Below are 14693 nucleotides of genomic sequence, written 5' to 3'. Positions count from 1 at the left end.
CCCTGTGGCATGCCCGAAGTCCTCAAAGCCCCCCTCGTCGTCGAGTTCCCCTTCACCCGCTCCCTCGGCCCCGTACAGAGCGCCTTCCTGACCGGCCTGCGCGAACGCGTCGTGCTGGGCGTACGGGCGAGCGACGGCCGCGTTCTCGTCCCGCCGGTGGAGTACGACCCCGTCACGGCCGAGGAGATCCGCGACCTCGTCGAGGTCACCCCCGCCGGCACGGTCACCACCTGGGCCTGGAACCACGAACCACGCCGTGGCCAGCCCCTCACCACCCCCTTCGCCTGGGCCCTGATCCGCCTCGACGGCGCCGACACCGCCCTGCTGCACGCACTCGACGCCCCGGGGCCCGACGCCGTGCACACCGGCATGCGCGTCCGCGTCCGCTGGGCCGAGGAACGCACCGGAGCCATCACGGACATCGCCTGCTTCGAGCCGTACGACGGCGAGCCGCCCCGACTCACCGGCGCCACCGGCGAGTTCGAGGCCCCCGTCACCGGCATCGTCGCCGCCGCCCGCCTCGACTACACCTACTCGCCCGGCCGCGCCCAGACCGCCTACATCGACGCCCTCGGCGGCCGGCGCACCGTCGGAGAGCGCTGCCCCTCCTGCCGGAAGGTCTACGTCCCGCCGAGGGGCGCGTGCCCCACCTGCGGGGTCGCCACGGACGAGCAGGTCGAGGTCGGGCCGCGCGGCACGGTGACCACGTTCTGCATCGTCAACATCAAGGCGAAGAACCTGGACATCGAGGTGCCGTACGTCTACGCCCACATCGCCCTCGACGGCGCAGGCCTCGCGCTGCACGGCCGCATCGGCGGCATCCCCTACGACGAGGTCCGCATGGGGCTGCGGGTCGAGCCCGTGTGGACGGACGGCGCCCGCTATCCCGACCACTACCGGCCCACGGGTGAGCCGGACGCGGACTACGACACCTACAAGGAGCTGCTGTGACGAGCGCACCGCGGGACCGCGAGATCGCTGTCGTCGCCTTCGCCCAGACCGCCCACCGGCGTACCAGCGAGGAGCTCTCCGAGGTGGAGATGCTCATGCCGGTGCTGCACGAGGTCCTCGACCGGACCGGCCTGAAGACCGCCGACATCGACTTCACCTGCTCCGGCTCCAGCGACTACCTCGCCGGCCGCGCCTTCTCCTTCACCCTCGCCCTCGACGGCGTCGGCGCCTGGCCGCCGATCTCCGAGTCCCATGTCGAGATGGACGGCGCATGGGCCCTGTACGAGGCCTGGACCAAGCTCCTCACGGGCGACGCCGACACCGCCCTGGTCTACTCGTACGGCAAGTCCTCGCCCGGCCCGGTCCGCGACGTGCTGACCCGCCAGCTCGACCCGTACTACGTGGCGCCCCTGTGGCCCGACTCCGTGGCGCTCGCCGCTCTCCAGGCGCAGGCCCTCATCGACGCCGGCGACACCGACGAGCCCGCCTTCGCGGCCGTCGCCGCCCGCAACCGGGAGGCGGCCTCCGCCAACCCCCACGCGCAGCTCAAGGGGTCTGTGGCGCAGGGGGAGTACCTGGTGCGGCCCCTGCGCACCGGCGACTGCCCGCCCATCGGCGATGGCGCCGCCGCCGTGATCCTCGCGGCCGGAGACAGGGCCCGTGAACTCTGCGCACGCCCCGCCTGGATCCGGGGCGTCGACCACCGCATCGAGGCCCACGGCCTCGGCGTGCGCGACCTGACCGACTCACCCTCCACCCGCCTGGCCGCCGAGCGGGCCGGCGCCTTCGAACGGCCTGTCGACACCGCCGAGCTGCACGCGCCCTTCACCGCCCAGGAGATCGTCCTGCGCAAGGCCCTTCGGCTCGACGACGACGTCCACGTCAACCCCTCCGGCGGAGCCCTCGCCGCCAACCCGATCATGGCCGCCGGCCTCATCCGCCTCGGAGAGGCCGCCGCCCGCATCCACCGCGGCGAGTCCGACCGCGCCCTCGCCCACGCCACCTCCGGCCCCTGCCTGCAGCAGAACCTGGTCGCCGTACTCGAAGGGGAGCCCCGATGAGCAAGGAGCCCGTGGCCGTCGTCGGCGTCGGCCAGACCAAGCACGTCGCGGCACGCCGGGACCTGTCGATCGCCGGGCTGGTCCGGGAGGCGGCGCTACGGGCGCTCGACGACGCCGAGCTGACCTGGGCCGACATCGACGCTGTCGTGATCGGCAAGGCGCCCGACTTCTTCGAGGGCGTCATGATGCCGGAGCTCTACCTCGCCGACTCGCTCGGAGCCGTCGGAAAGCCCATGCTCCGCGTCCACACCGCCGGGTCGGTCGGCGGCTCCACCGCGCTCGTCGCCGCGAACCTCGTCGCGGCCCGCGTCCACGGCACCGTCCTCACCCTCGCCTTCGAAAAACAGTCCGAGTCGAACGCCATGTGGGGTCTGTCCCTGCCCATCCCCTTCCAGCAGCCCCTGCTGGCCGGGGCCGGCGGCTTCTTCGCCCCGCACATCCGCGCGTACATGCGACGCAGCGGCGCACCAGAGACGATCGGCGCCCTCGTCGCCTACAAGGACCGGCGCAACGCGCTCAAGAACCCCTACGCCCACCTGCACGAACACGACATCACGCTGGAGAAGGTGACCGCCTCGCCCATGCTGTGGGACCCGGTCCGCTACTCGGAGACCTGCCCCTCCTCCGACGGCGCCTGCGCCATGATCCTCACCGACCGGGCAGGAGCCGCCCGGGCACCGCGCCCGCCCGCCTGGATGCTCGGCGGCGCGATGCGCAGCGAACCCACCCTCTTCGCGGGCAAGGACTTCGTCTCCCCGCAGGCCGGCCAGGACTGCGCCGCCGACGTCTACCGGCAGGCCGGCATCACCGACCCCCGCCGGGAGATCGACGGCGCCGAGATCTACGTGCCGTTCTCCTGGTACGAGCCGATGTGGCTGGAGAACCTCGGCTTCGCCGACGAGGGCGAGGGCTGGAAGCTCACCGAGGCGGGCGTGACCGAACTGGACGGTGACCTGCCCGTCAACATGTCGGGCGGCGTCCTGTCCACCAACCCCATCGGAGCCTCGGGCATGATCCGCTTCGCGGAGGCGGCCCTCCAGGTGCGCGGACAGGCCGGGGAACACCAGGTGGACGGCGCCCGCAGGGTCCTCGGACACGCCTACGGCGGCGGATCGCAGTTCTTCTCGATGTGGCTCGTGGGAGCACGGCCCCCCGAGTCCTGAAACGACTCCCGGAACCACTCCTGAAAGGTCCCCCTCACGTGCCCTGTTGGCCATGGGACACGATCGCTAGGCTGGCCGCGGACGACGAATCGGGAGGAGCACGGACGTGGCCGAGACCACCACCCAGCAGCGCCCGCTCATGGGCTGGGACAAGCCGGAGCTGGACCTCACCAACGCCGACTGGCAGTCCAGCAGCCGTGGCGTGGGGGATGTCCAGATCGCCTTCGTGGAGGGCTTCATCGCCATGCGGAACAGTGGCCGCCCGGAAAGCCCTTCCCTGATCTTCACGCCCGACGAGTGGGGCGCGTTCGTGTCGGGAGCGCGGGAAGGGGAGTTCGACCTCACGTGACGCGGGCCGGGTGACCCGTCCGGGCGGCCGTGATCCGAGGGCCGATCCGGGGGTGTCGCGCCCGCGTTTCCGGACACGCGACCCGAGACATCCTCCCGGGGCCGGTACCTGAGCCAGGCTGGCGCCCGGAAGGGACGGTCGTATCCCGGAGGTGAGAGATCCGTGAGCACCCTGCCGGTCATCGCGGCGGTAGACGGTTCGGACGGCAGCCTGCGTGCCCTGGAGTGGGCCGTCGACGCCGCCCGCCGGCGTTCGGCGCCCCTGCGCGTGGTCCATGTACGCCAGTACGCCCACTGGGCACAGCCCGAGGTCCTCGCCGCCGGGCCCGCGGACCCACAGGAGGATCCCGTCCTCGACCGGGTCCGCACCCGCCTGGAAGGGCGCGCCGACCAGCCGGACACGGAGTACCTCGCACCGGAGGGCGCGGTCGGCGCCGTCCTGCCCGAACTGGGAGCCTCCGCTCAGCTGCTGGTGCTGGGCTCCCGGGGCCGCGGCGGGTTCGCCGGCCTGGTGCTCGGCTCCAACGGCATGGCAGCCGCGCGTGACGCCGAGTGCCCCGTCGTCGTGGTGCCCCGGACCGGAGGCGATGTCCGGGACGACGGCCCCGGCCGGCGGGTCGTCGTCGGCCTGAAGGTGGACGGCCCCGACGAGGCCACGCTCGAGTTCGCCTTCGCCGAGGCCGCCCGGCGCGGTGCGCGGCTCCAGGCGGTCGCCGCCTACCCGTGGCCCGCGCAGCCCTGGATGATGCCCGGGGAGATGCCCCCGCCGGTGGTCGACCAGGACGTCATCGAGGACGAGGCCCGAGTCCTCGCCGAGGGCTTCCTCGCCCCGTACCACGAACGGCACCCCGACGTCCCGGCCGAGCCGCTCGCCGCGGCGGGGGACGCGGCCGGACACCTAGTGGCGGCCTCCCGGGACGCGGACCTCGTCGTGGTGGGCCGGCACCGCCGGCACCTGCTGGCACCCGCCCGCATGATGGGCTCGGTCACCCACGCCGTCCTGCTGCACGCCGCGAGCCCCGTCGCGGTGGTCCCGCCGGCGCCGCCACAGGACTGACCTCGCTGTAATGGATGGAGACGGGCCTATCATTAGCCCCATGCGGGAACCGATCAGCAGGGACGCCCGGCTCGCCCTGGACCTGGCCCTCACCGTCCGGCACGACGGCGACGGCGGCGTGGCCGACGACCTGGCCGACCCGGCGGGCCTGACCGTCTGGGTCCGGGCGCACCCCGAGGTCCTGCCGGACACCGAGGGGTTCACCGCCGACACGGCGCGGCTCGCCGAGGTCCGAGACCTGCGCGCCGCCGCCCGCGCGCTCTTCGCCCGCGCCGTGCGCCCCGGCGAACCCAGCCCTGCGGACGCGCCCCGTCTCCTGCCCGAGGCCGAGGCCGTGCGGCGCCTCAACGAGGCGGCCGCCCGCACCCCCACCGTGCCGGTCCTGCGCTGGCCCCGGGAGGCCGCACCCCTCGTCCATCAGCGGCCCGTACACGGCGCCGACGACCTGACGGCAACCCTCGCGCAGGCCGTGATCGCGTTCCTCGCGAGCCCCGACCGCGACCGGCTGCGAGCCTGCCACGCACCGCGCTGCGTGCGGTACTTCCTCAAGGAGCACCCGCGCCAGGAGTGGTGCAAACCCTCCTGCGGCAACCGCGCCCGGGTCGCCCGCCACCACCAACGGCACCGGGCGACGACTTGAGCCCGGTGGCGGTCCGACCGGGCCGCCGCCCGCCCGCCACTTCGCAGGCCGGGACACGTACCATGGGCGACATGTCGTTCCTCCGCCGCCGCAGCGCCACTCCCGCCGGGCCTGACTTCGACGTACTGGCCATGGACCCGGGCGACTGGCCCGGCAACCTCGGCGCCGGACTGCTGCCCGCTCCCGACGGCACCTGCCAGGGTGTCTTCCTGCGCTACGACCTGTTCGGCGGCCGCGGCCCCGCGATGATCATCGGCAATCTGCCGGAGGGCTCCCCGGCGCGCGACGTCCCCGAGGGGCAGGTCCCCTTCGAGGTGGCCCAGCTGCTGCTGGCGCTGGAGAACGACGAGGAGGTCACCGTCGTCAGCACCGAGGACGTGCCGGTGATGCAGGGCGACAACCTCCTGATCGTGCGCCGCGTCAAGCTCTCCGAGGGCCGGATCTCCTGCGTGCAGTTCGACCGCAGCGACAACGTCCTGGTGACCATCGCCGCCTGGGACCGTCCCATCACGGACGACCTCTACGCCCTTCTCAAACCCCTGCCGGCCGAGCTGTTCCAGCAGGGCTGAACCGGCGGCGGTACGCCAGCCACACACGAAAGGGCCGCTGTGTGCGCCTCCCCAGGCGCACAGCGGCCCTTTCGTCCCCGTCAGCGAGTACCGACCGCCGCGCGCACGGCCCGCCGGGCCAGCTGGCAGTCGTCGTGCAGCCGCCGCAGCAGCAGCCGCTGCTCCTCGCCGGACGGCGCAGCACCAGGATGGGCCGGGCCCGGTGCCGCCGGGGCCGCGTCGTGCATCGAACGCTGCACGGCCGTCTCGTACGTACGGATCTCACGGGTCAGCACCAGCATCAGGTTCACCAGGAAGGCGTCCCTGGACGCCGGGCCCGCCGACTGGGCGATCTGGCTGATCTGGCGACGGGCCACCGGTGCGTCCCCGAGCACCGACCAGAGCGTCGCCAGGTCGTAGCCCGGCAGGTACCAGCCCGCGTGCTCCCAGTCCACCAGCACTGGACCGGCTGGTGACAGGAGGATGTTCGACAGCAGCGCGTCGCCGTGGCAGAACTGGCCCATTCCCTGCCGCCCGGCCGCCTGCGCGATGCCGTGCAGCAGCTTCTGCAGATCGCCCAGGTCCCGGTCGGTGAGCAGGCCCAGCTCGTGGTACCTCGAGATCCGCGCCGCGTAGTCGAGCGGAGCGTCGAACGTCCCAGCCGGCGGCCGCCAGGCGTTCAGCCGGCAGATCGCGCCCAGCGCGGCTCTGATGTCCGCCCGCGGCGGCGCCTCGGACGGATGCCGATGGAGCGCCGCCACCCGTCCGGGCATCCGCTCGATGACCAGGGTGCAGTTCTCCGGGTCCGCAGCGATCAGTCTCGGCACCCGCACGGGAGGGCGGTGCCGGACGAACGAGCGGTACGCCGCTATCTCGTGGTGGATCCGCTCGGACCAGGCGGGGGAGTGGTCCAGTAAACACTTGGCGACGGCCGTGTTCCGACCGGTCGTACCGACCAGGAGCACGGACCGGCCGCTACGGCGCAACACCTGCACCGGGGCGAACTCCGGGCAGATACGGTGCACCGACGCGATGGCGGTGCGCAGCTGCGCGCCCTGAGGGCCGGACAAGTCGAGTCTTCCGCTGAGCGGTTGGGTTCCGAGAACCGCGCCGCGCCGCGCCCTGCCCGCACCGAGCACGGGGGCCGCCGGCCGCGCGGGGGCGAGGTAGGGGCCGCTGTCCGTGGGACGCGGGTGCAGCGACCGGGGCGGTGCGGACACGGAGGACGATGCTGCGTACATGGGCGAGACAGATCCCTTCGTGTGCCTGCGACGACAGCGCACCACCCGGCCCGGACCCCCGGGAGCATCCTGGGGAATGTCCCTGCGGCGACCGGGTCGGGGTGGCGCGTTCCTACCTGACACCGGATGCCCGGTGGCACACCATCTGGCGAACCCTGGCGAACCCTGGCGAATAGTCGCCCGGCAAGTCTCCCCGGGCTACTGTCAACTCAGCCGAGTACCTGGGGGCTTGATGTGAGCGGACAACCCAACACCCGTCTCTCGGACCTGTTCGGCCTGGCCGGCTGGTCGAAGGGCGAACTCGCGAGGCTGGTCAACCGGCAGGCGGCGGCCATGGGCCACCCCCAGCTCTCGACCGACACCTCCCGGGTGCGGCGTTGGATCGACACGGGAGAGATCCCGCGCGATCCGGTGCCGAGGGTGCTGGCGGTTCTGTTCACCGAGCGTCTCGGCCGTGTCGTGACCATCGAGGACCTCGGTCTGGTCCGGCACGGGCGTGCGGGGAAACGGCAGGGCGGCGGGAGCGCGGAGCCTCCCGACGGTGTGCCGTGGGCGCCCGAGCGGACTGCCGCGGTCCTCACCGAATTCACGGGAATGGACCTCATGCTCAACCGACGCGGCTTGGTGGGCGCGGGCGCCGCGCTCGCCGCGGGATCCGCACTCAGCAGCGCCATGTACGACTGGCTGCACACCGACCCTGCCCTGGCTGTCGACGCTCCCGACCTCGACCGTCCCCTGCACGCCGACCCCGCCGGGTTCGACCGTTACGAGGCCGCCCCCATCGGGTCGCAGGAGATCGAGGAACTGGAGCGCTCGGTCGAGGTGTTCCGCGCCTGGGACGCGGCCCGCGGCGGCGGGCTCCAGCGCAAGGCCGTGGTGGGCCAGCTCAACGAGGTGGGCGGCATGCTCGCCTACCGTCACCCACCCCATCTCCAGCGGCGCCTGTGGGGCGTCGCCGCCAACCTGGCCGTCCTCGCGGGCTGGATGTCGCACGACGTCGGCCTGGAACCCACGGCCCAGAAGTACTTCGTCATCGCCGCGCACGCGGCCCGGGAGGGCGGGGACCGGCCCCGCGCGGGCGAGGCGCTCTCCCGTGCGGCCCGTCAGATGGTCCATCTGGGCAAGCCGGACGAGGCCCTGGACCTGATGAGACTCGCCACGTCCGGCTCGGGCGACGACGTGCTGCCCCGCACCCGGGCGATGCTCTGCACCGTCGAGGCCTGGGCGCAGGCCGCCATGGGCAAGGGCCAGGCGATGCGCCGCACGCTCGGGCAGGCGGAGGACCTGTTCGTCTCCGACAAGGCCGACGTACCGCCCCCGGACTGGATGCAGACCTTCAAGGAGGAGGACCTCTACGGCATGCAGGCCCTGGCCTACCGCACGCTCGCCGAGTTCGAGCCGGGTGCGTCCGCGCATGCCCAGCACTACGCGGAGAAGGCGCTGGCCCTGCGGGTCGACGGCCGGCAGCGGTCGAAGATCTTCGACTATCTGTCGATGGCGTCGGCCTGCTTCATCGCGGACGACCCCGAACAGGCGGACCGGTACGCGCGGTTGGCCCTGGTGTCGATGGGATCCAACTCATCCCACCGCACCTGGGACCGGCTGCGTGAGATGTACCGGCTCACCGCCGAGTACGCCGGCTACCCGAGGATCCAGGAGCTGCGGGAGGAGATCAAGCTCGCCCTGCCGAAGACGAAGGGCAGGGGCGGCGACAGCGCGCGGGCCTGAGTTCCCTATGCCGTGACCTTGGCGACGAGCACACAGGCGTTGTCCTCGCGCGCGCTCTCGCCGAACTCCTGGAGGACTGTCCGTACGCAGTCCTCCGCGGTGCGGTTCCCTGTCATGCGCGGGGCCAGGCCGAGGAGGAGGTTCACCGCCGCCGCTCCGGTGTGCCCGGGTACCAGCCCGTCGGTGTGCAGGAGCAGCAGGTCGCCCACTTCGAGGGTCTCTTCGGCCTGTCCGTAGACGGCGCCCGAGGTGGCGCCGAGCAGGACGCCGTCCGGTGTGTCCAGTGCGCGCCCCGTCCCGTCGCGGAACAGCAGCGGGGCGGGGTGTCCGGCCTGCGCCCACACCAGGGTGCGGGTCCCCGGCCGGTAGCGGCAGCAGACGGCGCTGCCGAGGGCGGGCTGCACGGTGGCGTCGAGTAACTGGTTCAGCCAGGCCATCAGCTGTCCCGGTGGGGAGCCGGCCATCGCCATGCCTCGTACGGCGCCGAGCAGCATGGTCATGTTCGAGGTGACACCGACTCCGTGTCCGGTGAGGTCGCCGACGCTGAGGAGGGTTTCGCCGTCGGTCAGTTCGAGCGCGTCGTACCAGTCGCCGCCGATCAGTGTGTTCGTGGACGCCGGCAGGTGGTGGGCCGCGAGGTCCAGGGGCTCGGTGCCCCGGTGCGGGAGCCGCAGGGAGCCGCGCCACGGCGGGAGCACGGCCTCCTGCAACTCGACCGCGAGCCGGTGTTCGGTCCGCGCGGCATGCCCCAGGTGGTGGAGCGAGTCACGGGTCTCGCTGACCACCCGCTGGCTGCGGCGCAGTTCGCTGACGTCCCGCAGCACCGCCCACATCGAGGCGGTGCTGCCGTCAGTGTCGAGCACCGGTTCGCCCATCATGTGTACGGTGCGGACGTCGCCGTCCCGGCGTGCGATGCGGAACTCGCCGTCGATGGGCCGGGCGTCGACGAGGCAGTTCGTGACCATCGACGTCAGCTTCGGCCGGTCCTCGTCCAGGACCAGGGACGGCATCTCGTCGAGGGTGAGCGGTGGAGCCTCGGGGTCGCGGCCCAGGATCTGGTAGAGCTCCCCGGACCAACTGGCCTCGTCCGTCAGCAGGTTCCACTCGGCGCTGCCGACCCGGCTGAGCAGCGAGCCCGGCGGGGGCGCGGCCGGTTCCAGGGGGGCCGCCGCGGGCGGCGGGCCGTCCCGCAGCTGGGCGAGATGCTCGTCGAGGTCGTTGAGCTGGTGCAGGGCCAGGTCGTACAGGGCGCGCTGCCAGCGACCCCGCGGGTGGTCCGATCCGTCCCCCTCGGCGTCGCGCCGCACCGCGTCCATGTCGCCCTTGAGCCGCCGCGTCTGCGATATGAGCGCGTCGACCGAACCGCGTCCGGGAGGCTGGGCGGCTGGGCGGTCCGCGGAGAGGTGGGACGGCATGACGCACTCCGATGCGGGGACGGTACGACCAAGGCTGACGGAGGGACCGTTACGACTGTCGCACAGCCCGCGACGCCCTGTAAGGGGTTTGGCAACACACGATACGGTGGTGCTTCTGGCATATGCCACAGTCTCACGGAGTTACTCCGAGGTAGGCGTGAGGCGTGCTGCCAGGATGCCCAAGTCGTAGATTACACAGGGTATTTGACGACTCGTGGGTAACGCTTGCGCCGAGTACTGCACATGTTCGAAGGCCACCTGTTCGAGGCTTTCAGTACCGCAGGACTCCCGCGATGCCGTCCGCCTCACCGAGTGCGCCGTCCGGCACGAAGCGGACGTCGGCGCCCGTCTCCAGGCACTGCTCGACGATCTCGTCCACGATGTCCTCGCGGGAGTCGAGGTCGCCGCTCTCGGTGAGGATCAGGTGGTCCCCGGCGTCGCGGACCGTCACGCGGTAGTTCTCCTCGACGGCCAGCAGCCGGACGCGGCCGTCCCGGGCGCTCTGCCACAGCTCGTCGACTCCGGCGGCGAACTCCCTCCGTCCGCGGGCCGTTTCGAGGGCGCGGCTCACGGCGTCCGTGCTCCGGCGGGCCTCCGCCTCTATCACCGGCCGCATGGCCTGCCACACGGCATCGGGGGTCCCGTGGGCGAGGCCGCCGTGCGGAACGTGCACCGCGCTCCTGGCGGTGGTGCCGGCCTCGTCGATCAGCGAGAGGGCGGCCGGCTCGCCGGTGACGTACAGCCGTCGCGGATGGTCGCGCAGGACGGCGCTCATCGCGATGTCGGCCTCGCGCAGGAACTGGCGGGTGCGCTCCTCCCGGAAGGCGCTCGGCGTGTCGCCGATCCGCTGCACCCGTTCCGGGTCGAAGTTCTCCACCCGTCTGGTCAGGGGGAAGCCGCCGACACGCGCCTCCACGACCCGGTCGGCACCGCCGTTCCACAGCGTGACGCGGTCCGCGGCGAGCGACAGCGCCCAGAACGGCCGCCCGGCCGTCTGGGCGGAGACCAGGTTCCGGGTGAGGAAGGTGTCCGAGAGCACCACGCGCTCGGGTACGGACCGGGCGAGGGACCACACCTGGTGCTCGCCGGGGGCCGCGAAGATCGCCAGGCCGTCCTCGGCGTGCGTGAGATCGACCTCGGACAGGGCCCGGTCGAGGTGCCGGGCGACCTCGGCCCGGCGTTCCCGGGTGACGGCGGGATCGGCCTCCAGTTGCCTCTTGGCCTCGGCCACGACATTGCGCAGCCGGACCTGGTCCTGGGCGTTGTAGGGCTCGCGCCGGTGGGTCGGCGTCAGCACGGAGACCGCGGGGTAAGGGCGCGGGCGCCGCAGCTCGGCAAGGGTCGCGGGACTCAGAACGTGCTCCATGACAGCACGATAGAGCCGATTCACGATGGGGGCATTTGGGGCAAGCGGTTCGCCGGTTCGAGTGAGTGGGCGGCGACTCACTCGGTGTCGTGCTCGGAGCCGCAGGAGCTGCCGTCCGGCGGGAGAGTGCCGTACAGCAGGAAGGCGTCGACCTTGCCCTGCACGCACTTGGAGGATCCGTAGCCGGTGTGGCCCTCGCTCCGGTTGTCGAGCACCACGGCCGACGAGCCGAGCCGCTCGGCCGTCTCCACCGTCCAGCGGTACGGCGTGGCGGGGTCGCCCCGGGTTCCGACGAGCAGCATCCTCGGCGTGTCGACGTCCTTGACCTCGTCGCGGATGAAGTCGGTGCCCTTGGGGCGGCCGTAGCACAGCAGCACCTGGGCGAGCCGGTACCGGCCGAAGACGGGTGACGCCTGCTCGTACCGGGCGCGCAGCCGGCCGAGGTCCTTGGTGACCTGCGCGGCGGCGGGGCGGTCGGGATCGTCCGCGCAGTTGACCGCCATCAGCGCCGCCGGCAGGTTGTCCAGGGGTACGTCATCCGGGTCGACGAGTCCGCGGTGCTCGCCCCGCAGCGGTGGGAGCGTGACACCCCCGGACGCGAAGGCCTCAAGGCCGCGCGTGTCGCCCTCCTCGAGCAGCTGGGCGACCGCCCGCTGCAGCAAGGGCCACAGCTCTCTGCTGTAGAGGCCCTGCCCGAGCGCGCCCGCGAAGTCCTGCCCGGAGAACGCCTCGCCGAAGTCCGTCGGCACCGGGTCCTCGTCGAGCGACTTGACCACCTGTACGACGTGTTCCCTGGCCTTTCGCGGATCCTGCCCGAACGGGCAGGCGATGTCCTCCGTGCACCAGGTCAGGAAGTTCTCCAGCGCGGTCTGCAGCCCCCGGGCGCTCGCCATGCCCTGCTCGGACAACGGCTCGGTCAGCGTGTCCACGCCGTCCAGCGCCACCCTGCCGACCTTCTCGGGGAACCGGGCCGCGTACACCGCCCCGAGCCGGCTGCCGTACGAGAAGCCCAGGTAGTTGAGCTTGTCGTCGCCGAGCGCGTCGCGCATGACGTCCAGGTCGCGGGCGGCGTTCACCGTGCCCATGTTGCGCAGGACGGGACCCGAGTGCTCGGCGCACTCGGCCGCCGCCTCGCGCAGCTTCTCGAGCACCGCCTGCGGATCGGCGGCCCCGGTGTTCCCGTCCGTCTCCTCCAGTGTGCCGGTGGAGGCGTTTCCGCAGCTCACCGGTGCGGAGCGGCCGACGCCGCGAGGGTCGAAGCCGACGACGTCGTAGCCGTTCGTCAGACCCATGAAGTGTTTCCCGCCGAGGGCGAGTTGGGTCACGCCCGGGACGCCCGGGCCGCCGAAGTTCAGCAGTACCGAGCCCCGGGACTTGCCGGTGGCCCGGTAGCGGGCCAGGGCTAGATCGAGAGTGCCGTTCCCGGGCCTGGCGTAGTCGAGCGGGACGGTGACCTTGCCGCACTGCAGGTCCTTGGGCATGTCCATGCCCTCGCAGGGCGACCACTTGATCTTCTGGTCGTAGAAGCGCGTCAGGCCGGGCGGCGGGTCGTCGGCGGCCGCCGGCAGGCCCGCGCCCAGCAGGGCCAGCCCGGCCACGCCGGAGACCGCGCAGCGCCGGATCGAGAGGTGCGTGGACAGCTTGGCCAGCATAGATGCCTCCAGGGGCGCCCCACAGCGGACCGGGAACCGGCGCCCTCGCCCACCATAAGCGGGCCCCGTAAGGGGCGCCTCCGGGCGGGTGGGGCCGCTCGACGTGCGGTGTGGTGCGCTGCCCGGTGCCGCATACGAAGGGCTTTACCGCTAGTTCGACAACCGGGCCGCTCGATGGAGTGAAAGGCCGATAAGCCATAACTCGGATCGTGCGCCCCGCGTTCTATCCCGTGCGGGTGAGTGCCCGCGACGATGTCTGGAAGGCAGGGAACCTATGAAACGGGTTACCCGAAACGGTGTGATCGCCGTCGCCGCCGCCTCGGGCGCGATGGCCATGGCCGTCCCCGCGTACGCGGACTCCGCGGCGGACGGATCGGCGGCCGGTTCGCCCGGGGTGGTCTCCGGTAACACCATTCAGTTGCCGGTGCATGTCCCGGTGAACGTGTGCGGGAACACGGTGAACGTGGTGGGGGCCCTGAACCCCGCCGCGGGCAACAGCTGCGCGAACAAGGGCGACGGACGGGCGGGCCGGCCGGGCAAGCCCGGCGGTGCGGTCGCCGAGGGCAGCGGAAAGGATTCACCGGGCGTGGTCTCCGGCAACGGCGTACAGCTGCCGGTCGACGTCCCGGTCAATGTCACCGGCAACAGCGTGAACGTGGTCGGCATCGGCAACGCGGCGACCGGCAACGAGTCCTCGAACACCCCCGGGGACCGGCCGGTCCGCCCTCACTACCCACCGAAGCCGGCGGCCCCGAAGCCGTCCGTCCCGCCCCGGGCGCACCCGGCCCCCGACCCCGCCCCCGCCGCGCACTCCGTGCCGCAGGCCGCGGGGGCCCTCGCCCACACGGGCTCGGACCACACCCTGCCGGCCGTCGCGGCGAGCGCGGCGCTGGTGCTCGGGGGAGTGGTACTGCGCCGGAGGTTCCGCCCGGCGGCGGAAGCCTCGCAGCGGCGCTGAGGCAGCGGATCCCGTCGGTACGCGATACCGCAGGCGGTGGCCGAGCTGCGCGGCAGCCTCGGCCACGACCCGGGCCCGGAAGCGGCGGCGCCCTCGCGGCCCCGCCGATCGGTGGCAGGCGACACCGAGTCCCTCGGGCCCGGGAGCCGGGCACCCAGGCTGCGCTGCCGGGTGGTGGCTCGCGGCCGGGACGCCGCGAGTCCTCGCGGTTCTACGGACGGCGGGATGCGACGTGGTTTTCGGGGCCCGGAGGTTGTGGTGTCCGCCGCGCAGCGTGGGCGGCGGCACGCGACACTGCTCCCTGGCCCGGAGGGTGTGGCGCGCTGTGTTTCCCCGACGGCGACGGCGCGCACACCGCGTTCCCGCGGGCCCCGTAGCCGATGCCGCCCCTGGGGGCGGAGGGTGGTCGGCCGTGTTGGCGCCTTAGGTCGTGTCCGCAAAGTCCCGTCGTCCGCCCGGAGGGCGGGCCTCGCGGCGTCTGGTGCGTGCTCTCGGTGTGCCGGGTGGAGCCCCTCGTACTGGATGTACTTGGGGGTTCGCCCGGTGCGGCGAGAGTGCGTGCCAG

General features: G+C 72.6%; 13 protein-coding genes. 9 read left to right on the top strand and 4 right to left on the bottom strand.

The features are described 5' to 3' along the window. Positions 1–9 precede the first annotated feature (9 nt). The 7 genes from ACFZBT_RS08245 (at position 10) to ACFZBT_RS08215 (ending at position 5789) form a co-directional block, all read left to right on the top strand. On the top strand, positions 10–951 hold the full coding sequence (locus ACFZBT_RS08245) for an OB-fold domain-containing protein (protein ID WP_391099936.1): 942 nt from the start codon (positions 10–12) through the stop codon (positions 949–951). After that, complete coding sequence (locus ACFZBT_RS08240) at positions 948–2012, top strand: thiolase domain-containing protein (protein WP_391099934.1); 1065 nt, start codon at positions 948–950, stop codon at positions 2010–2012. Before ACFZBT_RS08245 ends, ACFZBT_RS08240 begins: the two co-directional genes overlap by 4 nt. Continuing rightward, positions 2009–3175 (top strand): thiolase domain-containing protein, encoded by a 1167-nt coding sequence (locus ACFZBT_RS08235; protein ID WP_391099932.1) that lies wholly within the window; start codon positions 2009–2011, stop codon positions 3173–3175. Before ACFZBT_RS08240 ends, ACFZBT_RS08235 begins: the two co-directional genes overlap by 4 nt. A 106-nt stretch (positions 3176–3281) precedes the next feature. Then, positions 3282–3524, top strand: a complete 243-nt coding sequence (locus tag ACFZBT_RS08230; RefSeq protein ID WP_215123856.1) for a DUF397 domain-containing protein — start codon at positions 3282–3284, stop codon at positions 3522–3524. A gap of 162 nt (positions 3525–3686) precedes the next feature. Then, positions 3687–4580 carry a universal stress protein gene (locus ACFZBT_RS08225; RefSeq protein ID WP_391099929.1) on the top strand — a complete coding sequence of 298 codons (894 nt, stop codon included), beginning with the start codon at positions 3687–3689 and terminating at the stop codon, positions 4578–4580. Between the two features lie 40 nt (positions 4581–4620). Then, on the top strand, positions 4621–5220 hold the full coding sequence (locus ACFZBT_RS08220; RefSeq protein ID WP_391099927.1) for an ABATE domain-containing protein: 600 nt from the start codon (positions 4621–4623) through the stop codon (positions 5218–5220). A 71-nt stretch (positions 5221–5291) separates the two neighbouring features. Further along, a complete protein-coding gene (locus ACFZBT_RS08215; protein WP_261683344.1) occupies positions 5292–5789 on the top strand; it encodes a hypothetical protein in 498 nt (165 codons plus the stop codon). 80 nt (positions 5790–5869) lie between these two features. Here the strand turns inward: ACFZBT_RS08215 and ACFZBT_RS08210 are convergent, their stop codons facing one another. Further along, positions 5870–7009 (bottom strand): phosphotransferase, encoded by a 1140-nt coding sequence (locus ACFZBT_RS08210; RefSeq protein WP_391099924.1) that lies wholly within the window; start codon positions 7007–7009, stop codon positions 5870–5872. Positions 7010–7243: 234 nt separating this feature from the next. On the opposite strand from ACFZBT_RS08210, the gene ACFZBT_RS08205 reads away from it, so the two are divergent. Beyond that, positions 7244–8737, top strand: a complete 1494-nt coding sequence (locus ACFZBT_RS08205) for a hypothetical protein (protein WP_391099921.1) — start codon at positions 7244–7246, stop codon at positions 8735–8737. Positions 8738–8742: 5 nt separating this feature from the next. Here ACFZBT_RS08205 and ACFZBT_RS08200 read toward each other — a convergent pair whose 3' ends face one another. The 3 genes from ACFZBT_RS08200 to ACFZBT_RS08190 form a co-directional block, all read right to left on the bottom strand. After that, complete coding sequence (locus ACFZBT_RS08200) at positions 8743–10152, bottom strand: SpoIIE family protein phosphatase (RefSeq protein ID WP_391099918.1); 1410 nt, start codon at positions 10150–10152, stop codon at positions 8743–8745. A 271-nt stretch (positions 10153–10423) separates the two neighbouring features. After that, positions 10424–11518: a chemotaxis protein gene (locus tag ACFZBT_RS08195; protein WP_391099915.1), complete on the bottom strand. Its 1095-nt coding sequence runs from the start codon at positions 11516–11518 to the stop codon at positions 10424–10426. A 77-nt stretch (positions 11519–11595) separates the two neighbouring features. Then, positions 11596–13170, bottom strand: coding sequence for an alpha/beta fold hydrolase (locus ACFZBT_RS08190; RefSeq protein WP_391099913.1), 1575 nt, complete (start codon positions 13168–13170; stop codon positions 11596–11598). A gap of 274 nt (positions 13171–13444) precedes the next feature. Here ACFZBT_RS08190 and ACFZBT_RS08185 point away from each other — a divergent pair, with 274 nt between their 5' ends. Next, positions 13445–14128 carry a chaplin family protein gene (locus ACFZBT_RS08185; protein ID WP_391099910.1) on the top strand — a complete coding sequence of 228 codons (684 nt, stop codon included), beginning with the start codon at positions 13445–13447 and terminating at the stop codon, positions 14126–14128. Positions 14129–14693 lie beyond the last annotated feature (565 nt).

It is taken from the genome of Streptomyces sp. NPDC008137 (assembly GCF_042957035.1).
Classification (GTDB): Bacteria; Actinomycetota; Actinomycetes; order Streptomycetales; family Streptomycetaceae; genus Streptomyces.
The sequence above is the reverse complement of the archived record's forward strand: the minus strand, read 5'-3'. Positions and strand labels throughout refer to the sequence as shown.